21 protein-coding genes are annotated in these 21874 nt (G+C 42.2%); 15 read left to right on the forward strand and 6 right to left on the reverse strand.

Annotation, left to right across the window (positions count from 1 at the left end):
- The first annotated feature begins 3 nt into the window (after positions 1–3).
- From ruvB to OFO07_RS04075, 4 genes are all read left to right on the forward strand, one after another.
- The gene (ruvB, locus tag OFO07_RS04060; protein ID WP_270871023.1) at positions 4–1017 is read left to right on the forward strand and encodes a Holliday junction branch migration DNA helicase RuvB; all 1014 of its coding nucleotides are present in this window, start codon (positions 4–6) and stop codon (positions 1015–1017) included.
- 84 nt (positions 1018–1101) lie between these two features.
- On the forward strand, positions 1102–1350 hold the full coding sequence (locus OFO07_RS04065; RefSeq protein WP_270871024.1) for a hypothetical protein: 249 nt from the start codon (positions 1102–1104) through the stop codon (positions 1348–1350).
- Positions 1351–1433: 83 nt separating this feature from the next.
- Entirely contained in the window at positions 1434–2849 is a 1416-nt protein-coding gene (locus OFO07_RS04070; protein ID WP_270871025.1) for a phosphoethanolamine transferase, read from the forward strand.
- 75 nt (positions 2850–2924) lie between these two features.
- A complete protein-coding gene (locus tag OFO07_RS04075; RefSeq protein ID WP_270871026.1) occupies positions 2925–3092 on the forward strand; it encodes a hypothetical protein in 168 nt (55 codons plus the stop codon).
- A 53-nt stretch (positions 3093–3145) separates the two neighbouring features.
- Here OFO07_RS04075 and OFO07_RS04080 read toward each other — a convergent pair whose 3' ends face one another.
- Positions 3146–3796, reverse strand: coding sequence for a Crp/Fnr family transcriptional regulator (locus tag OFO07_RS04080; RefSeq protein ID WP_270871027.1), 651 nt, complete (start codon positions 3794–3796; stop codon positions 3146–3148).
- 90 nt (positions 3797–3886) lie between these two features.
- On the opposite strand from OFO07_RS04080, the gene hcp reads away from it, so the two are divergent.
- Positions 3887–5518 carry a hydroxylamine reductase gene (gene hcp, locus OFO07_RS04085; RefSeq protein WP_270871028.1) on the forward strand — a complete coding sequence of 544 codons (1632 nt, stop codon included), beginning with the start codon at positions 3887–3889 and terminating at the stop codon, positions 5516–5518.
- 98 nt (positions 5519–5616) lie between these two features.
- A complete protein-coding gene (locus tag OFO07_RS04090) occupies positions 5617–6108 on the forward strand; it encodes an EexN family lipoprotein (RefSeq protein ID WP_270871029.1) in 492 nt (163 codons plus the stop codon).
- A 71-nt stretch (positions 6109–6179) separates the two neighbouring features.
- On the opposite strand, the gene OFO07_RS04095 is transcribed toward OFO07_RS04090, so the two are convergent.
- Complete coding sequence (locus tag OFO07_RS04095) at positions 6180–7016, reverse strand: hypothetical protein (protein WP_270871030.1); 837 nt, start codon at positions 7014–7016, stop codon at positions 6180–6182.
- A 205-nt stretch (positions 7017–7221) separates the two neighbouring features.
- On the opposite strand from OFO07_RS04095, the gene OFO07_RS04100 reads away from it, so the two are divergent.
- Positions 7222–8361, forward strand: a complete 1140-nt coding sequence (locus tag OFO07_RS04100) for an AI-2E family transporter (protein WP_270871031.1) — start codon at positions 7222–7224, stop codon at positions 8359–8361.
- Here the strand turns inward: OFO07_RS04100 and OFO07_RS04105 are convergent.
- From OFO07_RS04105 to OFO07_RS04120, 4 genes are read right to left on the reverse strand one after another with little or no spacing between them, the layout of a single operon-like run.
- The gene (locus tag OFO07_RS04105) at positions 8354–9322 is read right to left on the reverse strand and encodes a DUF3137 domain-containing protein (protein ID WP_270871032.1); all 969 of its coding nucleotides are present in this window, start codon (positions 9320–9322) and stop codon (positions 8354–8356) included. The two genes, OFO07_RS04100 and OFO07_RS04105, sit on opposite strands and share 8 nt — an antisense overlap.
- Complete coding sequence (acpS, locus tag OFO07_RS04110; protein ID WP_270864444.1) at positions 9319–9675, reverse strand: holo-ACP synthase; 357 nt, start codon at positions 9673–9675, stop codon at positions 9319–9321. Before acpS ends, OFO07_RS04105 begins: the two co-directional genes overlap by 4 nt.
- Positions 9676–10164, reverse strand: a complete 489-nt coding sequence (locus OFO07_RS04115) for a peptidylprolyl isomerase (protein ID WP_270871033.1) — start codon at positions 10162–10164, stop codon at positions 9676–9678. It lies immediately after the preceding gene.
- 9 nt (positions 10165–10173) lie between these two features.
- Positions 10174–10911 (reverse strand): YebC/PmpR family DNA-binding transcriptional regulator, encoded by a 738-nt coding sequence (locus OFO07_RS04120; RefSeq protein WP_270858167.1) that lies wholly within the window; start codon positions 10909–10911, stop codon positions 10174–10176.
- A gap of 136 nt (positions 10912–11047) precedes the next feature.
- Between OFO07_RS04120 and OFO07_RS04125 the strand changes: the two genes are divergently transcribed.
- From OFO07_RS04125 to ilvA, 8 genes are all read left to right on the forward strand, one after another.
- Complete coding sequence (locus OFO07_RS04125; RefSeq protein ID WP_442867887.1) at positions 11048–11257, forward strand: heavy-metal-associated domain-containing protein; 210 nt, start codon at positions 11048–11050, stop codon at positions 11255–11257.
- A 6-nt stretch (positions 11258–11263) separates the two neighbouring features.
- On the forward strand, positions 11264–13432 hold the full coding sequence (locus OFO07_RS04130; protein WP_270871034.1) for a heavy metal translocating P-type ATPase: 2169 nt from the start codon (positions 11264–11266) through the stop codon (positions 13430–13432).
- Between the two features lie 132 nt (positions 13433–13564).
- Positions 13565–16114, forward strand: coding sequence for a bifunctional aconitate hydratase 2/2-methylisocitrate dehydratase (locus OFO07_RS04135; protein WP_270871035.1), 2550 nt, complete (start codon positions 13565–13567; stop codon positions 16112–16114).
- Between the two features lie 85 nt (positions 16115–16199).
- Positions 16200–17444, forward strand: coding sequence for an ankyrin repeat domain-containing protein (locus OFO07_RS04140; RefSeq protein WP_270871036.1), 1245 nt, complete (start codon positions 16200–16202; stop codon positions 17442–17444).
- Between the two features lie 21 nt (positions 17445–17465).
- Positions 17466–19169, forward strand: coding sequence for a Na+/H+ antiporter NhaC family protein (locus OFO07_RS04145; protein ID WP_270871037.1), 1704 nt, complete (start codon positions 17466–17468; stop codon positions 19167–19169).
- Positions 19156–20265: a tRNA (uridine(54)-C5)-methyltransferase TrmA gene (gene trmA / locus OFO07_RS04150; protein WP_270871038.1), complete on the forward strand. Its 1110-nt coding sequence runs from the start codon at positions 19156–19158 to the stop codon at positions 20263–20265. The genes OFO07_RS04145 and trmA overlap by 14 nt, the downstream gene beginning before the upstream one ends.
- Positions 20235–20651 carry a CoA-binding protein gene (locus OFO07_RS04155; protein WP_270871039.1) on the forward strand — a complete coding sequence of 139 codons (417 nt, stop codon included), beginning with the start codon at positions 20235–20237 and terminating at the stop codon, positions 20649–20651. Before trmA ends, OFO07_RS04155 begins: the two co-directional genes overlap by 31 nt.
- Positions 20652–20653: 2 nt before the next feature.
- Positions 20654–21865 carry a threonine ammonia-lyase gene (ilvA, locus tag OFO07_RS04160; protein ID WP_270865286.1) on the forward strand — a complete coding sequence of 404 codons (1212 nt, stop codon included), beginning with the start codon at positions 20654–20656 and terminating at the stop codon, positions 21863–21865.
- Positions 21866–21874: the final 9 nt, after the last annotated feature.

The raw sequence follows: 21874 nt of genomic DNA on the forward strand, positions 1-21874 counted from the left end.
TTAATGGACAGAATCGTAGAAATAGAAAAATTAAAACTAGATGAAGCGTCGGAAATTTCGCTAAGACCGGCGAATTTCGAGGATTATATCGGGCAAGAAAAAATCAAATCGAACCTAAACATAGCAATCACGGCCGCCAAAAAGCGTGCCGAGTGCCTAGATCATGTGCTGTTTTATGGGCCACCAGGGCTTGGCAAGACCACACTTGCGCACATTATCGCCACGCAAATGGGAGCCAATATCAAAGTAACCGCCGCTCCAATGATAGAAAAAAGTGGCGATTTAGCGGCGATTTTGACAAATCTCGAAGAGGGCGATGTGCTTTTTATCGATGAAATTCACCGCCTCTCTCCGGCGATCGAAGAGGTGCTGTATTCTGCGATGGAGGATTTCCGCCTCGATATCATCATCGGCTCAGGCCCAGCGGCGCAAACCATTAAAATCGATATTCCACACTTTACACTCATCGGTGCGACCACGCGCGCAGGTATGATTTCTGCGCCTTTGCGCGATCGCTTCGGCATGCAGTTTCGCTTGCAGTTTTACACCACCGAAGAGCTAGCCAAAATCGTAAAAACCGCCTCAATCAAACTCGAAAAAGAGTGCGAAAAAGACGCTAGTAGCGAAATCGCGCGTCGTAGTCGTGGCACGCCACGCATCGCGCTTCGGCTTTTGAAACGCATCAGAGATTTTGCCGAGGTCAAAGACGAGAAAATCATCACCAAAGAGCGTGCGAACGAGGGTTTGGACGCGCTTGGGGTCAATGAGCTTGGATTTGATGAGATGGATTTGCGATACCTTGCGATTTTGGGTGAAGCGGGCAAGAGAGCCATGGGGCTAAGCACCATCGCAGCGGCACTTAGCGAGGACGAGGGCACGATCGAAGATGTCATCGAGCCGTATTTACTGGCAAACGGCTATATCGAAAAGACAGCCAAAGGGCGCATTATGAGCGTGCGCGCAAAATCAGTCCTAGGATACGAAACCAGCCCCGATGAACGGGGACTTTTTGATTAAATTTAAAATCCGAATAAATTTAATAAATAGTATTTTGTAAGTTACACACGGCGAAATATTGTAATTTTGGTAAAAGGAGGGAGATTGAAAGATTTAAATTTTATAAATTTACGAGTAAATTCACTTAATTTTTTCGTGCTTTTTGCGCTTTCGTATATGCTATTTGTATCACTTGCGTATGTCCTAGCTAAGGGTATGCCAGTCGCAATAAATATAGTTAAATTTTTCTTTATAGATATGATTTTTGTGAGTGCTTTCATCGCCATTGGGGGGGGCTTTGGCGCGATGAAAGGGCGTTTTTTAAGAAATTTTGCTTTATCTTTTTACTCATAAGCATTCCGCTGTTTTTAAATTTTACCACACCTTCTTTGCTAATAAATCGTAGTCCTAGTCTAAATTTCGCCTTTTTTGCTATTTTGGCTTTTGTTTTACTTATAGTTTTTAGATTGATTAAATTCAAAATAGCGCGAATTTTGCTCTTTGTTTTGATGATAATTCCTAGCGCATTTTATCTAGTGTATTTTTCGCAAACAGGCGGAGTTTTTAACGAATACTCGCTTATAGCGATACTCCAAAGCGAACCAGGCGAAGCCATAGAATACCTAAACACGAAATTTAACCTTTATTTGCCCTTAATCATTGCTTTTTTTATTTTGTCGTATTTTGTCATTTTTTCTAACTTTGAGCGATTAAATTTCGTTAAATTTGATTTCGGCGCAGTATTAAAAGTGGCTATATGCGTGCTTTTGGCATTTGATATTTTTACTAAATTTAATTTTAGAAAAATGCAAATTTATGCCATATCGTTAGATAAGGCAAATGAATTTTTGCAAAGCCTAGACAAATTTAAGCAAAACGAAAACGAGCGAATTAGTGGCGTAAAAAATTTAAAATTTAGCGATGAAAAGGCTCTTTATGTCCTTGTCATCGGCGAAAGCCAAAACAAAAATCACATGAGTGTGTATGGTTACAAGCACGATACTACGCCGTTTTTGCGCGAATTTGCAAAGCAAGGCAACTCAGTATTTTTCACAAATGCCTTTTCAAATCACAGCTTCACAATCCATGTGCTTTATCAGTTTATGACAGCGCGAAATCAATACAATGAAATCCCGCAAGAAAAGGCTATTAGCCTAATAGAACTGGCAAAAATGGCAAATTTTGAAACTATATATATCTCAAATCAAGCAAAACACGGCATTTATGGCTCGCCACTTTCTATGCTTTTTGCTAGCGCAAATCAAAAATTTTGGCTCACTGCGCTAGGCACAGATAGATTTCATCGCCCAGAAGAGCCGTATGATGAGAAAATTTTGCCAAAAATCGATGAGATGAAATTCGGGGATAAAACACTTCTTATCTTGCACCTTATGGGCGCACACTGGAAATACGAAGCAAGGTATCCAAAAGATTTTGTAAAATTTGAATCAAAATACGACAATGCGGTATTTTATAATGATTTCATAGTGCAAAAAATTTACGAAAAAGTGCGCAAAATGCCGAATTTCAAGGCGCTTGTGTATTGCGCTGATCACGGCGAGGATATGCTTTATCAGCACGATAGCTCAAATTTTACTATGGATATGGCGCAAATCCCGTTTTTTGCGTATTTTAGCGATGATTGGATAGCTTTAAATTCGCAAAAATTTGCACAAATCAAAGCCAATGCAAACGAGTATTTTACAAATGATTTGATATTTAATTTCATAAGTGGCATTATGGGGATAAAATCATCAGTCGATGAGCCGTATAATGATATTTCCGGCGAATTTTACGACGCAAATAAAAGCCGTTTTAAAACGCTTCATGGAAAAAGAAAAATTTTAGAATAGTTTTAAATTTTGCATAAAAATATTATAATGTTTTTTAAATTAATTTAAAAGGCAAATTATGAAATTTATAAATTTTTGCGTTTTGGCGATACTGGGCGCAGTGTTTTTGGGTTGCGAAAGCAAAAAAGCGTGGATTATTACAGGGCAAATTTAAGCGCAGCCAAAGGCCGCATTATGAGCGTGCGCGCAAAATCAGTCCTAGGATACGAAACCAGCCCCGATGAACGGGGACTTTTTGATTAAATTGCGTTAAATTTGCAAAATTTAACGCAAAATTTTGCAAATTTTAAAAAATTTCAAATATCAAAATTCAGGCGAAATTCGTTTTTATCATAGCTTATTAGTCCGTCTTTCGCCATTTTGCTAAGTTCGTTTGACATAGCGCTTCGATCCACACCTAGATAATCAGCCAGCCCCTGCCTAGAAAACGGCACACAAAAGCTGGCGCTTGCGTTTTTGAGTGCTTGCTCACCAAAATAAGAAAGCAATCTCTCTCGTATAGTCTTGGGCGCAGTGTGCATCATACGGGCTGAGAGATTTAGGTTTTTGTTGCTTGAAATTTTAAACAGATTATAGATGATTTTGTGATGATAGGGGCAATTTTTGGCACAAGAAGTTAGAATTTTGCGCAAATTTAAAAATAAAATTTCACTTGGCTCTGCGCTTACGACATCGCATTCTAGGGGTTTTGCGCTTATGGCGTAGTTTGCAGCAAATATATCGCCTCTGGTAATACGCCCAAAAATATTGCTATTTCCACGCAAGAAATTTACGACAATATCCACGCTCCCGCTTAGCACGAGCCCGATTTTCGCAGTGGTGTCCCCACAGCGAAAGATTATCTCATCTTTGGCAAATTTCGCCCTTTGTGCTTCCAAGCAAGGGAGCAAATCTGCAATCTCATCTTCGCTTATGCCGTTAAAAAGTATGGTTTTGGATAAATTCATAAATTTTGCCTTTTTGTTGTTATAACAACAGAAATTAATTTTGCATTATATTATAATGCGCCTTGAATTTCAAATTTCAAAGGAGAAATTATGGAAAATATGTTTTGTTTCCAATGCCAAGAGACGGCCAAAAACACAGGCTGCACGATTAGCGGTGTATGTGGCAAAAAGCCAGAAGTTGCAGCTATGCAAGATCTGCTAGTGTGGGTTACAAAAGCTCTTTCTAGCGTAGCTTGTGCGCTAAGGGCGCAGGGTAAAAGCGTAGCAAAAGAGGTAAATCACAGAGTAACGATGAATTTATTCGTAACTATCACAAACGCAAATTTCGATAATCCTGCGATTATCGCAATTATCAAAAAAACCCTAGAAATGAAAAAATCGCTTATCGCAAATTTAGGCGATTGTTCAAATTTGCCAAGCTTTGCCCTTTGGGAGGGAGATGAGAGCGAATTTGCACAAAAAGCAAGAGAAGTCGGCGTTTTAAGCACGGCTGATGAGGACAAACGAAGCCTAAGAGAGCTTACCACTTATGGATTAAAGGGACTTGCTGCGTATATGAAACACGCGAACGCCCTAAATAAGGAAGATGAGAGCATTGATATTTTTATCCAAGAGGCTTTGGCAAAAACCCTTGATGATAGCCTAAGCGTTGATGATTTAATCGCTCTTGCCATGGAGACTGGCAAATTTGGCGTATCTGGCATGGCTTTGCTAGATAGCGCAAATACAGGCGCTTACGGCAATCCTGAGATTAGCGAAGTAAATATCGGCGTAGGGAAAAACCCAGGAATTTTAATCTCAGGGCATGATTTGCGCGATTTAGAAATGCTATTGGAGCAGACACAAGGCAGTGGCGTGGATGTCTATACACACTCTGAAATGCTTCCAGCCCACTACTATCCGTTTTTCAAAAAATATCCGAATTTCATCGGAAATTACGGTAATGCGTGGTGGAAACAAAAAGAGGAATTTGAGAAATTTAACGGACCGATTTTGATGACGACAAACTGCGTCATAATCCCGCCAGAGAGCTACAAACACAGACTTTGGACGACAGGTGCTGTGGGCGTGGAGGGTTGCTTGCACATTAAGGGCGAACACGGCGAAAATAAGGATTTTGGCGCCATAATCGAGCAGGCCAAAACCTGTGCGCCACCGACACAAATCGAAAGTGGTAAAATCGTAGGCGGTTTTGCTCATGCACAAGTTTTTGCACTTGCAGATAAAGTTGTAGAAGCGGTAAAATCAGGCGCAATCCGTAAATTTGTCGTCATGGCTGGGTGCGACGGACGGGCGAAATCTAGGGAGTATTACACTGAGTTTGCAAAAGCTTTGCCAAAAGACACCGTGATTTTAACCGCAGGTTGTGCGAAATACAAATACAATAAGCTTAGCCTTGGCGATATCGGCGGAATCCCGCGTGTCCTAGACGCTGGTCAGTGTAACGATTCATACTCACTTGCGCTAATTGCTTTGAAATTAAAAGAAATTTTCGGTCTAAATGATATAAATGAACTTCCACTAGCGTTTAATATCGCTTGGTATGAGCAAAAGGCGGTTATCGTGCTTTTAGCGCTTTTATATCTTGGCGTGAAAAATATCCACCTTGGACCTACACTTCCAGCGTTTTTATCGCCAAATGTAGCAAAGGTATTGGTCGAAAACTTCGGCATTGCGGGCATTAGCTCGGTTGAGGCCGATATGAGATTGCTTGTTGGATAAATAATAATAGTTCTCCTTTTATGCTCGCCGTTTTGGCGAGCAAATTTTAACCCCAAATTCGCTATAATCTTTCTTCAAATTTCACAAAAAGGCTAAAAATGAAATTCATAAAATTTTGCGCTATTGTGGCGTTTTGCGCCGTTTTTTTGGGCTGCGAAAGCGAAAAAAGCGTGGATTATTACAGGGCAAATTTAAGCGCAGCCAAAGAGCGAGTGGCGCAGTGCAAAGGCATAAAAAACAAATCCAAAAAAACAGCCAAAGAGTGCGCAAACGCGAGCACGGCGCTTTCGCAAGTGGCGGCGAAAATGGATTTAGAAGCAAATCGTGCCAAGCTCAGCATAGGAGCGATTGTGCAAGATTTCACCACGCATTATATCGCGCAGGGCGAGTTTGGCGCGCCTGCTTCTATGAGTGGCGTCTCGCTTCCTTTGCGTGTGGGAAGCGTGGTTTGTGCGGAGTTTGAGCGCAAAAGTGGAGATGAAATGTGGCTTGTGATAAACCGAGATGATGAGTTTTGCGCCGTGATTTATAATGAGTTTAAAAGGGGCGAAATTTCAGTGGCAAATTCGGCTAAAATCATTGTAAAATAGGCAAAATTTTAAAATTTTGCTTCGCAAATCCCAAATACTGCCGCGGAATTTTCTTTTAAATTTCGATAATCTTATTTGCATAATTCTGCAATTTCTTTTCGCAAAAATTCTGGGTAAATGGTGCAAATTTCGGGGTGTAATTTTATATACTTTTTAACTTCATTTAACCCAATACCGTGTTTTTTATCATCATAAATCAAAAATCCAGCGTAAAATTGAGCCGTATAAAGTCTTGTTAAATATTGATAAAAAAAGTAGTTGTGAAAGCCACTTACTATCTCTTCGTTTTTGTTGCTAAATGTAGCCAAAGCCTCAAAATGCGCTTCCAAGCTCTTTTCATGCAAAAGTTCTAATAATTGGGATTTTTGCTCTGTAAATGAGCGTTCGTATAGATAAGACTTGTAGTCTTTGCCTGCTTGGGCGCTGATTTTTTTGACGATTTGCAAATCTACATTTTGCATTTCTTTCAGAGCTTGCAATATGCCAGCTAGATTTAGCACTTCGGTTGGGTGTCCGCATGGATCGCCTACGCAGGTTTCTAGCTCGTTAAATTTGGCTAAATTTTCCGTGCCGTTTGAGAGCAGAAAATCGACTTTTTCTTGCAAATACTCTTTGTAAAATTCTAAGGTCTTATCGAATTTGTTTTGATTTTGTGTTTGAGTTGCAATAAGTAAAAAATTTAGCCTTTGATCTAGTAGAAAATATTCTACAAATTCTTGATTTTTCAAGGTTTTGAGCTTTGTTAAATTTGCTATATTTTCATCTTGCCACTTCCGGCTCAAATCTAGCAATTTTTGTGTTTGGGTAGAGTTGTTTGCGTCTAAATTGCTAAGTTCTTTTGCAAATTCAGTTTTATCAAAAGCAAAAATTTGCCCCACAAGAGATAAAAACAGCAATATTTTTTTCATAAAAATTCCTTGAATAAAATGCGAAATTTTATCTTTTTAAATTTAAAATTTAGTTTGATTTTGTTTTCACAGAATTTTAAGAGAGGTAAAATTTCGGCGCAGTATTTATAACTCGGGCAGTGAATTTTGAAAGAATTTGGCGTAAAATTTGAAATTTAAAAATTAAATTTATAAAATACCCCTTTTGAAATTTAAAGGATAAAATTTGGCAAATAACGAAAATTTAGACGCGCTTTCACACTCACGCCCTAATATCGTCGATTCTAAGGGCGAACCGCTAGGCAAAGCTAGGGCAAAAAACGCAAAAACGAGCAAGATTTTTTTCATCGGTATAATTTTATTTCTGTTTTGTTGCGTGATTTATCTGTTTTCGCCGTTTTTGCTGGCGATTGCGATTGGGGTTTTGATTTCGATTTCGACATCTGGTTTGCATATAAAAATACTTTCATTAGTGCGAAATAAGCGTGTTTTGGGCTCGATTTTGACGACGCTTGTGCTGTGCGTGGTGCTGTTTGTGCCATTTATCTATGCTGGCACGCAAATTACGAAAAATATCGCGCATTTTGACATTTCTAGCCTAAATTTAATGGTCGAAAACGCCAAAAATATGGATATTCAGCTTCCAAAGGCACTAAATGGATTTGAGGCGCAAATCAAGGAATTTTTGGGCAACCTAGACATCGCAGCCACCGCCAAACAGGCGTTTTCATATTTTTCTGCTGCTGGAAAATCAAGCCTAAAATTTGTCGCAGATATGGTGCTAATCATCATTTTTTGCTTTTTTGCATACCTTTACGGCGCCGATATTGCGGGCTTTATCAAAAAAATCGTTCCAATCAAATCAGAACAGCTCGATTATGTTTTTGCAGAGACGGCAAATGCGATGAGCGTGGTGTTATACTCGACTATTTTCAATGCTATTTTGCAGGGACTTTTGTTTTCGATTATCGCTGGAATTTATGGATTTAATCCTATGTTAATGGGCGTAATTTTTGGATTTTGTTCGCTAATCCCTGCAATCGGTGGCGCGCTCGTGTATGTGCCTACCGCGCTAATCGTCTTTATCGGGGGTTCGACGAGCGGTGCGCTTATCATTTTGATTTATTGTGTGGTGATGATTTCGACGATCGCTGATAGCTTTGTAAAGCCACTTGTGATTAAATTTATTAACTCGCGCCTTGTCAAAAATCCCGCCAAAATCAACGAAATTTTAATCTTTTTCTCAATGCTAGCTGGGATTTCGACCTTTGGGTTTTGGGGTGTGATACTAGGCCCTGCGATACTGACGCTGTTTTTGAGCGTGCTAAGCCTGTATGATTATCTGCGAAATGTGGATTTTAAGTAGATTTTGGGAAAATTTTCAGGCTTAAATTTAGCTCATCGATTATGCAAAGCAAGGCTAAAATTTCCCTTTTGTAGTATTTGGCAAGGTCGAAATCTGGGGTGTATAAGATATATGGTTCGAATAAATCTTTGCCGTTTTCCATAAAAACATAAAATTTATTCTCGCTAAATGCGGCGCTTACAATGCCAAAATTGGGATTTTTGGCAATTTGGGTTAATCTTTCCATGAAGCTTGGGCTTAGTAGATAGCGTGTTTCGATTTTATCGGTGGCAGATACTGTGAAAATATCGTTGAATTCGACATTATCCAAAATTTCGCCGTTGTGAAAAAGTTTGATTTTTTTATTTTCGATTTTTAGATTAAATTTAAAATCTTTGTAAAATTCGCAGACAAAAATCGCACCATTTCGCTTCTTATAGCTATCGCCACTGTAAAATTCGGCAAGTTCAAATTTCACGCCACCATAATCACCGCTGATAAAATCTTCCTTGTGCGTGTTATCATACTGTGAAATTCCAGAATTTGATAAATCAAAATTCCCACGCTGGCAGGCAAAATTCGGATTTATATCCTTGATGATTTGGGTGATGAAATTTTGCTTAAAAATTTTCTTGTAATCGCCAAAAAACACACTTGCTCTACAAAAATGCACGCACGATAAAAAAATTAACACAGGGAAAATTGCGGCGAATATGAGTGAGTTTTTTGGGAAGACTTCACTGAAATAAAAGGTTGAAAAAGGACCGATTATGCAGGTAAAAAGCCAAAAGCAAAACTCCATTGCAAGGAGTTTTTGGCATTTTTTGTGCGCTTTGTGAGTGGCTCGTAAGACCTCGCCAAAGTCCTCTTTTAGCCAAATTTTGTCGAATTTTGGGCGATTATTTTTGATGATAGAAAATATATCAAGTTCGAATTCTATCGCTTTGCAAAGCCATACAATAAGCTCTAAAATAGCTTTCATTTTGTGTTTATTGCTACTACGGCGATTGCGACGCCGTTATCGTGCGTAATCGAAAGCGACGAGGCTTTTATGCGGAATTTCTTTTTTAGTTTTTTTGTGAATTTAAAATTTGGCGCACCAAATTTGTCTTTGTAAATTTTGGCGTCTTTGAAGCTAAATTTCGCTCCAATACCCACGCCAAGCGCCTTAGATAGAGCTTCTTTGGCGGCATACGCCCCAGCGATACTCTCATCGCGCACGAAAATTTCCCGCTCGCTCTTGCGCAAAATTTTACACAAAAACTTCGCGCCGTATTTTTCGCGAAGTCTTACGATACGGGAAATTTGGGTAATATCCGTGCCGATTTTTAGCATTTATAGAGTTTCTTTGATCTCGATATCTAGGATTTTATCGCCGGCTCTAATCGCGTCAAGCACGGCTAATCCTGCATTATCCACGACCTTACCAAATACCGTATGCACGCCGTCAAGGTGCGGTTGCGCGCTGTGGCAGACGAAAAACTGGCTTCCGCCTGTGTTGCGTCCAGCATGCGCCATGCTTAGCGAACCACGCTCGTGGCGGTGTTTTTGACCTACGCACTCGCAGTTTATGCGCCAGCCAGGACCGCCTGTGCCAGTGCCGTAAGGGCAGCCACCTTGGATTACGAAATTTGGGATAACTCGGTGAAAATTTAGCCCTTTATAAAAGCCTGAGTTTGCGAGTGTGGCGAAATTTGTCACAGCCTGAGGTGCCTCGTCTGCGTATAATTCTAGCGTCATGTCGCCTTTATCCGTGTGGATTATGGCAAATTTTAGCTTTGCTAGCGCGCTTTCGTCGATTTCATAGACTTTTAACTCTTCCATTTTTGCTCCTTATTCGATATTTGTATATATTGCTTGCACATCGTCGTCGTCTTCGAGGCGGTCTAGTAGCGCGTCGATATCGGCGATTTGCTCGTCGCTGAATTCGTGTTTGTCGTTGGCGATGAATTTCAAATTTCCGCTAATTAGCTCCAAACCTAGCTTTTCGATACCCTCATTTAGAGTGCCGAAATTTTCGTATTCGCCGTAGATGATTAGCGTTTTTTCGCTTTCGCCTTTGTCGTTTTCAAACTCATTTACCTCGATTTCGCTTAATCCAAAGTCGATTAGTTCGAGTTCTAGCTCCTCGATATCTGCGCCATCTGGGAATTTCGTCTCAAAAACTGCCTTTCTGGAAAACATAAATTTCAAACTTCCGCTTGGCAAAAACTCGCCCTTGCCTTTGTTGAAGGCTGATTTTATGTTTGCAACCGTGCGCGTAGGGTTGTCTGTGGCGCACTCGACGATGACAAGCGCGCCGTGTGGGGCTTTGCCGTCGTAAAATACGGTCTTGATCTCTGCGCTATCCTTACCGCTGGCGCGTTTAATCGCCGCGTCGATATTGTCCTTTGGCATGTTTTGCGCCTTTGCAGTCGCGATTGCAGCGCGAAGTTTGGCGTTCATTTCAGGATCTTCGCCACCTTCTTTGGCTGCCATTGTGATTGCCTTGCCAAGTTTTGGGAAAAGTTTGCTCATTTTTCCCCATCTAGCCTCTTTTGCCGCTCGTCTATACTCAAACGCTCGTCCCATAAATTATCCTTAAAATTTGGTATAAAAAGGCTGATTATAGCAAATTTGGCTTAAATTTAGGGGTAGTGGATTTAGGATTGACAAATGTTGTAAATTTTGATATATAATCGCAAAATAATTTTTTCAAGGAGCGAATATGTCTTTTAAACAAACTATGAAATTTAGCGCACCAAAAATCATGTGCAATGGCTGCGCGAATACTATCAAAAATGCCCTAGCTGAGGAGTTTGGCGAGATTAGTGTCGATGTCGAAAACAAGGTCGTAAGCGTAAATTTAAGCGCGGATGAGGTGGAAAAATTCCTTAGCGAAATGGACGATTTGGGATTTAGCGCAACCAAAATTTAATCGCAAATGTCACAAAAATTTAACCTAAACATAGTCGGAATGACCTGCGTGAATTGCTCGAACGCAATCGAGCGAGTTACACGCAAGATTGAGGGCGTAGAAAGCGTAAATGTAAGCTTCACAGCTGGGATCGGCGAATTTGAAGTCGCAAATGAAGCCGTCCTAGACGCCGTCAAAGCCAAAATAACAAAACTAGGCTATGAAATCGCCACAAACTACGAAGAGCTGGAAGCCAAAAAGGCGCGAAATTTAAAAAATATGCTTTTTAAATTCGTTTTAGCCGTGATTTTAGCGTGTTTTATAATGCTAATTGAGATGAAATCAAATTTCAGCTTCGCCGTAAAAGCTTCGATTTGCGCTGTGCTGGGCGCCGTCGTGCTTGGCTTTTGTGGCAAAAATTTCTTTTATCACGCGGTAGGCTCACTTAAAAACAAAAACTACGATATGAATGTGCTGGTCTCTCTTGGCTCGTCTGCGGCGTATTTGTATTCGATAGGAAGTGCGATTTTTGTCCATTTTAAGGGCGGAAACGAGTGGGCGAATTTATATTTTAGCTCATCAGCGATGATAATCGCTTTCATATTGCTAGGAAAATACCTTGAAGAGCGAAGCAAACTAAAAGCGAACGACTACATTAAAAAACTTATCGATTTAAGCCCAAAAAAGGCGGTTTTGATTAACCCAGACGGCACGACAAGTGAAATTTTAGCTAACGAACTAAAACCGGGCGATAAAGTTTTAGTCAAAAACGGCGCGCAAATCCCGGGCGATGGCGTGGTCATAAGTGGCGAAGCCGAAATCGATACAAGCCTAATAACCGGCGAGAGTTTAGCTGTTTTTAAAAAGGTCGGCGACATGGTAAATGCTGGGTGCGTGAGTGTAGAGGGAATTTTGCAGGTCGAAATCACCAAATTTTCGCACCAAAGCGTTTTGGCTGAAATCAAAAATTTGCTAAGCGAAGCAGGAAGCAAAAAAATGCCGATTTCTCGCTTTGCCGATAAGATCGCAAATATCTTTGTGCCAAGCGTGATTTTTATCGCCGTTTGCGTGTTTGTGATTTGGCTAATCGCAGGAAAAGCCCATATCGGCTTACTTTGCGCGATTTGCGTTTTGATTATTTCATGCCCTTGCGCTTTGGGTTTGGCTACGCCCATTGCGATAGTTTGCGCTATTTCAAATGCCGCTAAAAACGGCGTTTTGGTGAAAAACCCGGAAGTTTTAGAAATCCTAAAAGATACACAAATCGCCGTTTTTGACAAAACAGGCACACTCAGCAGGGGCGAAATTTCGGTAAATTTTACAAATTTAAGCGATGAAAATCTAGCACTAATCGCCAGTGCGCAAATGCTTAGCGAACACCCGATTTCACGGGCGATTGTGAAATTTGCAAAAGAAAAAGGGCTTAAATTTGCTAAATTTGACGGAGAATTTGAGAGTTTGCTGGGTCGTGGTATAAAGGCGCAAAACGGCGAATTTACGCTACTAGCGGGAAATAAAGAGCTTTTAAATGAAAACGGCGTGGAATTTGAAACGCCAAAAAATGCAGACGAGTTTTTGTGCGATGGCTTTGGCGTGATTTTTGTAGCGATAAATGCCGAATTCGTGGGCTTTGTGGCGCTTAGCGACATTTTGCGAGATGAAGCAAAGCAGTGCATAAAGGCACTTAAAAATCAAGGCATAAAAACCATAATGCTAACAGGCGACAACGCCAAAACGGCGAATTTCATCGGCAAAAGTTTAGGCGTAGATGAGATCATCAGCGAAGTTTTGCCAAGCCAAAAATACGAATTTATCGCAAATTTAAAAAACGGCGAAAAAGTCCTTTTTGTAGGGGATGGCATAAACGACGCTCCCTCACTCAAAACCGCAGACATAGGCGTCGCGATGAACTCAGGCAGCGACATCGCCAAGGGTGCAGGAGATATAATCTTTATCAAAAATGACTTGCGAAATTTGGCTTATTTGATAAATTTGTCGCAAAAAACCATGACGACGATAAAACAAAACCTTTTTTGGGCGTTTTTTTACAATCTCATCTGCATACCTGTGGCGGCTGGAATTTTATATCCTTTGTGGGGTGTCTTGCTAAAACCGATGTTTGGCGCAGCTGCAATGTGTTTTAGCTCGGTAACCGTGGTGCTAAATTCGATTAGACTAAAATTTGCGAAAATTTAAAATTTAAATTGTTTTGAATTTTGCTAACGCAAATTTCTTACAATGAGTGCAAATTTAAAATTCCTGCGAATTTAACTATTTAATCAAATTTATTGTAAAATTGTCCGAAATTTTACCAAAAAGGGGCAAAATATGGACTTTTTACAAAACTACGAATCCAGCGTAAATGAGCGCGCGAAGCTAGGTATCCCGCCACTAGCACTTAGCGCCGAGCAAACCAAGCAGTTATGCGAAATACTAAAAACCAATCCGAGCGAAAAATTAATCGAAATTTTAAAAACACGCATTAACCCGGGCGTCGATGATGCCGCTAAAATCAAGGCCGAGTTTTTGGGCGAAATCATAAACGGCGATTGTAGCGTGGCTGGCATTAGCAAAGATGAGGCTTTTGTGATGTTAGAGCGCATGCTTGGCGGATACAGCGTGATCGAGCTAATCCGCGCCTTACAAAGCGCAGATGAAGCCACCGCAAAGGGCGCAGCAGCGGCTCTTGGCAGGACGATTTTTGTGCATGATTATTTCGCAGAGGTTGCAAGGCTGGCAAAAGAGGGCAACGCTCACGCAAAAATTGTGCTCGAAGCGTGGGCGAATATGGAGTGGTTTAGGGCGAAAAAACCTCTGAGCGAGTGTATCAAAGGTGTGGTTTTCAAGGTCGCTGGCGAGACAAACACAGATGATTTAAGCCCTGCTAGCGAGGCTTTCACGCGTTCTGATATCCCGCTTCACGCTCTAAGCATGCTTAGCAAACGCCAAGCCGGTAGCCTAGAAACAATCGCCCAGCTTAAAAAAGGCGGTAGGCAGGTCGTGTATGTGGGCGATGTCGTGGGCACTGGAAGTAGTCGCAAAAGTGGCGTGAATTCCGTGCAGTGGCATATCGGCGAGGAAATTTATGGTATCCCAAACAAAAAAACAGGCGGTGTAATCATAGGCTCGGTCATCGCGCCGATTTTTTTTAACACAGCCCAAGATAGCGGTGCTCTGCCAATCGAAGCGAGTGTGGAAAATCTCGAAATGGGCGATGAAATCGAGATTTATCCATACAAGGGCGAGATTGTTAAAAACGGCGAGGTCGTTTGCAAATTTAGCCTGAGCCCAAATACGATTTTCGATGAATACAAAGCCGGCGGGCGAATCCCGCTAATCATCGCAAGAGGGCTTTGCGCTAAGGCTAGAAAAGAGCTAGGCTTAGGCGATGATGAGATTTTTACTAGACCAGAGCAACCTAAATTTGACGAGAGCGCAGGTTACACCCTCGCGCAAAAAATCGTCGGTAAAGCCTGTGGCATGGCGGGCGTGAGAGCTGGTATGTATGTCGAGCCACTCACGCTAACTGTGGGTTCGCAAGACACCACAGGCCCTATGACGCGCGATGAGATTAAAGAGCTTGCTAGCCTTGGATTTGGCGCAGATTTCGTGTTGCAGAGCTTTTGCCACACGGCAGCCTATCCTAAGCCAAGCGATACTATCACGCACCGAACACTTCCGCCGTTTATGAGTAGTCGTGGTGGCGTGGCACTGCGCCCAGGGGACGGAGTAATCCACTCATGGCTAAATCGTATGGTGCTCCCTGATAGCGTAGGCACGGGCGGAGATAGCCACACGAGATTTCCAATCGGCATTAGCTTTCCAGCAGGTAGCGGACTAGTGGCGTTTGCGGCCGTAACTGGAAGTATGCCACTAAATATGCCAGAATCCGTGCTAGTTAGGTTTAAAGGCGAGTTGCAAGAGGGCATTACTTTGCGCGATTTGGTAAATGCAATTCCTTACTATGCGATTAAAAAGGGCTTATTGAGCGTCGAGAAAAAGGGCAAAAAAAATATATTTGCAGGCAAAATTTTAGAGATTGAAGGGCTTGAAAATTTAAAGGCCGAGCAGGCTTTCGAGCTAAGCGACGCTAGTGCCGAAAGAAGTGCGGCAGCGTGTGCAATCGCGCTAAATACCGAGAGCGTGTGCGAATACATACGCTCAAATATCGCTCTAATCGACGCTATGATAAAAGCTGGTTATCAAAACAGCGACGCACTAGCTAGAAGGGGCGAAAAAATGAAAAAATGGCTAGAAAATCCGACACTTCTAAAAGCCGATGAAAACGCAAAATATGCAGAAGTGATTGAAATAGATTTGGGTGAGATTACAGAGCCGATTTTAGCCTGCCCTAACGACCCTGACGATGTCGCAACGCTAAGCGAAATTTTAGCCGATGAGACAAGGGCGAAAAATATCGATGAGGTTTTCATCGGAAGCTGTATGACAAATATCGGGCATTATCGCGCCGCAGCGCAGATTTTAAAGGGTAGCGCGCAAACACCAGCCCGCCTTTGGATAGCACCGCCTACGAAAATGGACGAAAAAAAACTCAAAGAAGAGGGCGTGTATAGTGTATTTGGCGCGGTAGGAGCGCGCACAGAGGTGCCTGGGTGCTCGCTGTGTATGGGAAATCAAGCGCGCGTAAAAGATAATGCGGTCGTGGTCTCAACTTCGACTAGAAATTTCGATAATCGCATGGGTATGGGTGCTAAGGTATATTTAGCCAGTGCCGAACTAGCCGCTGTTTGCGCGATGCTAGGCAGAATTCCTAGCGCGAGGGAATACAAAGAGATAGTGCGCGAGAAATTAAATGGCAAAAATAGCGAAATTTATCGTTATTTAAATTTTAACGAGGAAGAAAATTTCGCGCTCTAAGCCACGAATTAGCGCGTTTTGCGCTAATAAGTTTAAATAAGCAAAATTTCGCTAAAATGGCGGGTTAAATTTGACAAGGTTGGTTATGCAAAGAATTTTGATTTTATGGATATTTGGCGCAATTTGTGCTTTTGGGGCTACCTGCGCCGATATCGAGGCAGATCCGAAAGCCTATTTTGCCAGCACGCCAAGCCCTAGCGAACTTTTGCTGAGTGATTATGATTGCAAGGGCTCGCTTGTAAAGGCTCCATTTTTGCGAAATTTGCAAAATTTAGCTAGGACGATTAGGGGCGAGAGTATCGAGTGCGTGGGAAACGAAGCTAGCATAAATGAGAAAAAATTCGAACGCGTCTTAGCGCAGGCTGGCATGGATAGCGAGGGATTTTTGCGCGAGGCTAAGCAGAAAAATTTAGGCGCAGCGTATGCAAATGCGCTAGAAATTTTAGAATTTTACTCTGAGCAAAAATTTATAAATTTCATAAATTTCAAAAATTTTATCTCTGAGATAAATTTGGCAAAAACGGCACTGCAAAGCCATTTTAGCGCAAATTTATCCCCAAACGAGGCTAGTGAGATTGCGGATTTGGTGCTGAGCGAATTTGCCCTATATGCGGCCAAAAATCGCAGTATCGACGCGTATAATAAGCTCGAATTAGCCCTTAAAAACAGGGTAAATATAGATGAGTTTAATGTGCTTTTAAGCAGCGACACTTACAGCACAAACGACCTTAGCGGTGCGCTAAATTTGGCACTTTTGCTAGGATATGATACGAAATTTATCGACGCACTTATTACGCGTGGGGCAAAGATTAACGACGGGGACGATAGCGCGCTATTTTACGCTATGTCAAATTTACAAAATGCTAAATTTCTAATCTCCAAAGGCGCGCAAGTATCGCACAAAAATCAACTTGGACAAACCCCGATTTTCTACGCTGTGGCTAGCAAAAACTACGAAATGGTAAATTTCATGGTCTATAACCATGCAAGTGTCAATGTCCGCCAAATCGGCTCTACCGAAAAGGGCGCGCTAGCTTCGCTTGGCGGGTATTCGGACGCGTGCGCGTTTAATGATTTGGGTGCTAGTTTGCTAATGTATTCGGCACTGCATGGAAACAAAGAAATCACCGAGCTTTTGGTCAAATCCGGCGCAGATGAAAAAAGAGTAGATGAAGCTGGGCTAAACGCGCTTGATTACGCTATTTTTGGTGGCGATGAAAAGATCCAAGAATACCTCAAATCTATCGGACTTAAACCTAGTGTAAGCGCGAATAATGGGGATTTCATGGGAAGCTTGGCAGAGGAAAATTTCGAAGATATAGCGAACTAATCTAATACAAAAGGGAAATTTATGTTTAGGATTTTATTTATTTTTTTGCTTCCGTTTTTTGTCTTTGGCGCGGAGCTTAGCCCAGCTGAAAAAAATGCAAGCATTTATGGCGCACTGACGCTGATTCCGCCACTTGTGGCGATTGCTCTTGCATTTATCACCAAAGATGTCATTTTATCGCTATTTTTGGGCGTGTTAAGCGGGACATTTCTCATCGGTATGAACGATAATGGTGTGCTTTCGGGCTTTGTCGTGGCATTTACCGATCTTTGTGCGCGTATGGTAGCTTCTATGGCTGATGCGTGGAATGCTGGAATTTTGCTTCAAGTTATGTGTATCGGAGGCCTTATCGCGCTAGTTACCAAAAGTGGCGGCACCAAAGCCATTGCAATGTGGCTTGGCGAGCGTGCAAAAACTGGCGTTAGGGCGCAAATTTACACTTGGTTTATGGGAATTATCATTTTCTTTGACGATTACGCAAACGCCCTTATTTTGGGGCCTATAATGCGTCCATTAATGGATAGATTTAAAATTTCGCGTGCGCGCTTTGCCTTTATCATCGACGCGACAGCTGCGCCGATAACTGGAATTGCGCTGATTTCGACTTGGGTCGGGGTTGAGATTTCGGCGATTAAGGAAGCGTATGCGCAAATCGGCGTCGAGGATATCAACGCATTTACGATTTTTGTGGAGACAATCCCGTATAGATTTTATAATATTTACATGCTTTTCTTTGTCGTGGCAAGTGCTGTGATGATGAGGGAATTTGGCCCTATGTATCGCGCCGAAGTGGCGTCTCGCGCTGGCAAAAACGGCGGACGGGACTTTAAAATTGCAAATTTAGAAGATCAAGCATTTAGCCCAAAAGAGGGTATCGAACCGCGCAAGATTAATGCTTTAATTCCGCTTGGAGCGATGATTGTGCTAAGCGTGATTGGGTTTTATGCAAACGGACTTGGCGCGCTTGGCGAAGAGGAATTAAAGGCTGTGCAAGCAGATCCGTTTTCCTTCGTTTCTATTAGAACGGCATTTAGCGGGGCTGACGCTTCCGTGGTGCTGTTTCAGGCGGCTATGTTTTCGTCGATAATCGGCATAGTTTTGGGGCTGTGGCAAAAAATTTATGGTATCAAAGAGGGGATTGAAATTTGGATTGGGGGCTGGAAAACCATACTCACAACCGTTTTAATCCTGCTTTTTGCGTGGTCGCTAAGTTCTACGATAAAAGAGCTTGGCACCTCAAAATACCTTGTGGATTTGCTAGGCGAGAGCACCCCTATGGCGCTACTTGCGCTCGTGATTTTTGTGCTAAGCTCGATTATTTCATTTTCGACCGGCACTAGCTTTGGCACTATGGGTATCGTAACTCCACTCGCTGTGCCACTAGCTGCCTCTGTGGGGGCGAAATACGGCCTTAGTGGCGATGAATTTCATGCTTTTATGTGTTTGAATATCAGTTCGGTTTTTACAGGGGCGATTTTTGGCGATCACTGCTCGCCGATTTCAGATACCACAATCCTCTCCTCAATGGGCGCAGGTTGCGATCATATCGAGCATGTCAGCACTCAGCTACCTTACGCTATCGTCGTGGGTATCATCAGCACACTTTGCGGGTTTTTGCCAGCTAGCTTTGGGGTAAATGTTTGGGTCTGCCTAGTCTTTGGGCTTGGCGTAACCGTGCTTGCGATACGAATTTTAGGCAAAAAGGTAAGCGGTGAAGTGCGATAAATTTGGCATTTGTGGAAGTTGCGTTTATGATTTGCCTTACAAAGAGCAGTTAAATTTAAAAAAAGAGCGCATAAGCGCGGAGTTTGCGCCGTTTTATACTGGCGAAATCGAGGTTTTTGCCTCCAAAGAAAGCGCATTTCGCTCACGGGCTGAATTTGGGATTTTCCACGAGGGCGAGGAGCTTCATTTTAGCATGCGAGGCAGGGATAAAGAGCGTGTTTTCGTGCAAAACTGCCCTATCGTAGATGAAAAAATCCAAAGCTTTATGGATAGAGTTTTGCCGATTTTACAAAATGATGAAATTTTAAAATTTAGGCTGTTTGGGGCCGAGTTTATCGCTACGAAAAATGATTTTTTATGCGTGCTTTTATATCACCGAAATGTCGTAGAAATCGAGGCAAATTTGGCAAATTTAGCCAGAAATTTAGGGCTAAATTTAATCGCTAGATCGCGCGGGAAAAAGCTCGTTTTTGGCAGGGAAAATTTAGAAGACGAGTTTGAAATAGGGACACAAATTTATCGCTACACTTTCGAAGCTACGGCGTTTTCACAGCCAAACAGAGGCGTTAATGAAAAGATGATTTCGTGGGTGCTAGGCGCAGTGGGCGATGAGAAAAGCGCTAGAAAAGATCTGCTTGAAATGTATTGCGGGCACGGGAATTTCACAATCCCGCTAAGCGCGAAATTTCGCCAAATTTTGGCAAACGAGATTAGCAAAAACAGCATAAAAAACGCACTTTTAAATGCGCAAAAAAATGGCGCCAAAAACATAAAATTTGTGCGCCTAAGCGCAGATGAGCTAATGAGCGCATTTGGGGGAGAGCGCGAATTTACCCGCTTAGAGGGGGTAGATTTGCAAGGCTATGAAATTTCGCATATTTTGGTAGATCCACCACGCGCAGGACTTGAAGCAAGCGTGCTAAATTTCATCAAAGATTACAAAAACATAATCTACATTTCGTGCAATCCGCAAAGTTTAAAGCAAAATTTAAGCTATCTTTGCAAAACGCACAAAGTGGAGAAATTCGCGATTTTCGATCAGTTCGCGCACACTAATCATGTCGAGTGTGGCGTGATTTTAAGGGCGTTAGCGTGATAAGTGAAATTTTAAGAAATGCCAAAAATATCGCTATCGTGGGGCTTAGCCCAAATCAGAGCAAGCCAAGCAACCGCGTGGGGCAGTATTTAGCCGCGCAAAATTTTAAAATTTTTCCGATTTATCCTAAATTTGATGAAATTTTAGGCAGGAAGGTTTATAGAAATTTAAAAGAAATAAATGATAAAATCGACATTGTCGTTATGTTTCGAAAAGGCGAGTTCGCAAATGCGCTTTTTAGCGATGTTTTGGCGTGTGGAGCAAAAACGCTTTGGTTGCAACTTGGCATTTTTAACGACAGAGTGGCTTCTTTGGCCCAAAAAAATGGAGTAAATTTTATCCAAAACAAGTGCATAATGATAGAGCATAAAAATTTGAAAGGCTAAAAATGGTAGATTTAAATAAAATAGTTCAAGCAAAGCGCACAATAGCGGCTTTTGTGCATAAGACACCCTTCGCTTTCGCACCAAAGTTAAGCGAAATTTATGGGGCGCAAATTTATCTAAAAAATGAGAATTTACAACGCACAGGCGCGTATAAAATTCGTGGCGCATACAACAAAATCGCTCATCTTAGCGAAGATGAAAAGAGCCGTGGCGTAATCGCGGCGAGTGCGGGCAACCACGCGCAAGGCGTGGCGATGAGTGCGCAAAAATTTGGCGTGCGCGCCGTAATCGTCATGCCAGAAGCAACTCCGCTTTTAAAGGTCAGTGGGACGAAAGCTTTGGGGGCTGAGATTATCCTAAAAGGCGATAATTTCGACGAGGCTTACGCTTATGCGCTCGAATACGCCAAGGAAAACAACCTTACCTTTGTCCATCCTTTCGATGATGAGCTAGTCCAAGCAGGACAGGGCACAATCGCGCTTGAAATGCTAGAAGATGTCGCAGATCTCGACTATATCATAGCGCCTGTGGGCGGTGGCGGACTAATCAGTGGTGTGGCAAGCTGTGCTAAACAAATCAACCCTGATATAAAAATCATCGCCGTTGGCGCAAAGGGCGCGCCTGCTATGCACGATAGCTTCGTAGCCAAAAAGGCGATAAACTCTCAGAGCGTGCGCACTATCGCCGATGGTATCGCGGTGCGTGATACTAGCGAGATTACGCTAAAACATATTTTAGAAAGCGTCGATGAGTTCGTCCAAGTCGATGATGAGGAGGTTGCAAGCGCGATTTTGTATCTGCTAGAAAATCAAAAAATCATCGTCGAGGGCGCAGGGGCTGTGGGTGTGGCTGCGCTAATAAATCATAAATTTAGCTTTGAAGAGGGCGCTAAAATCGGCATTATTTTAAGTGGTGGAAATATCGATGTGCAGATGCTAAATATCATCATCGAAAAAGGTCTTATCAAATCTCACCGCAAAATGACGATAAATGTCACGCTCGTGGATAAACCAGGCTCGCTAACCAAGCTTACAAATGTTTTGCGTGATGCGAACGCAAACATCGTCAAAATCGACTATGATCGCTTCTCGACCGAGATCGAATACGGAGATGCGCAGATTACAATCACGCTAGAAACCAAGGGCAAGGCGCACCAAGAGGAGATTGCGTGGGCGTTAAAAAGCGCAGGATATGATTTCAAAGAGCTGTTTTAGGCGAAATTT

The organism is Campylobacter sp. JMF_06 NA1 (genome assembly GCF_027737785.1).
Lineage (GTDB): Bacteria > Campylobacterota > Campylobacteria > Campylobacterales > Campylobacteraceae > Campylobacter_B.

What these genes read in the sequence shown, in the direction of transcription:
- ruvB (WP_270871023.1), top strand. Translation starts at nt 4, where the DNA reads ATGGACAGAATCGTAGAAATAGAAAAATTAAAACTAGATGAAGCGTCG.
- OFO07_RS04080 (WP_270871027.1), bottom strand. Translation starts at nt 3,796, where the DNA reads ATGAATTTATCCAAAACCATACTTTTTAACGGCATAAGCGAAGATGAG.
- hcp (WP_270871028.1), top strand. Translation starts at nt 3,887, where the DNA reads ATGGAAAATATGTTTTGTTTCCAATGCCAAGAGACGGCCAAAAACACA.
- OFO07_RS04090 (WP_270871029.1), top strand. Translation starts at nt 5,617, where the DNA reads ATGAAATTCATAAAATTTTGCGCTATTGTGGCGTTTTGCGCCGTTTTT.
- OFO07_RS04095 (WP_270871030.1), bottom strand. Translation starts at nt 7,016, where the DNA reads ATGAAAAAAATATTGCTGTTTTTATCTCTTGTGGGGCAAATTTTTGCT.
- OFO07_RS04105 (WP_270871032.1), bottom strand. Translation starts at nt 9,322, where the DNA reads ATGAAAGCTATTTTAGAGCTTATTGTATGGCTTTGCAAAGCGATAGAA.
- acpS (WP_270864444.1), bottom strand. Translation starts at nt 9,675, where the DNA reads ATGCTAAAAATCGGCACGGATATTACCCAAATTTCCCGTATCGTAAGA.
- OFO07_RS04115 (WP_270871033.1), bottom strand. Translation starts at nt 10,164, where the DNA reads ATGGAAGAGTTAAAAGTCTATGAAATCGACGAAAGCGCGCTAGCAAAG.
- OFO07_RS04120 (WP_270858167.1), bottom strand. Translation starts at nt 10,911, where the DNA reads ATGGGACGAGCGTTTGAGTATAGACGAGCGGCAAAAGAGGCTAGATGG.
- OFO07_RS04125 (WP_442867887.1), top strand. Translation starts at nt 11,048, where the DNA reads ATGTCTTTTAAACAAACTATGAAATTTAGCGCACCAAAAATCATGTGC.
- OFO07_RS04130 (WP_270871034.1), top strand. Translation starts at nt 11,264, where the DNA reads ATGTCACAAAAATTTAACCTAAACATAGTCGGAATGACCTGCGTGAAT.
- OFO07_RS04135 (WP_270871035.1), top strand. Translation starts at nt 13,565, where the DNA reads ATGGACTTTTTACAAAACTACGAATCCAGCGTAAATGAGCGCGCGAAG.
- OFO07_RS04140 (WP_270871036.1), top strand. Translation starts at nt 16,200, where the DNA reads ATGCAAAGAATTTTGATTTTATGGATATTTGGCGCAATTTGTGCTTTT.
- OFO07_RS04145 (WP_270871037.1), top strand. Translation starts at nt 17,466, where the DNA reads ATGTTTAGGATTTTATTTATTTTTTTGCTTCCGTTTTTTGTCTTTGGC.
- ilvA (WP_270865286.1), top strand. Translation starts at nt 20,654, where the DNA reads ATGGTAGATTTAAATAAAATAGTTCAAGCAAAGCGCACAATAGCGGCT.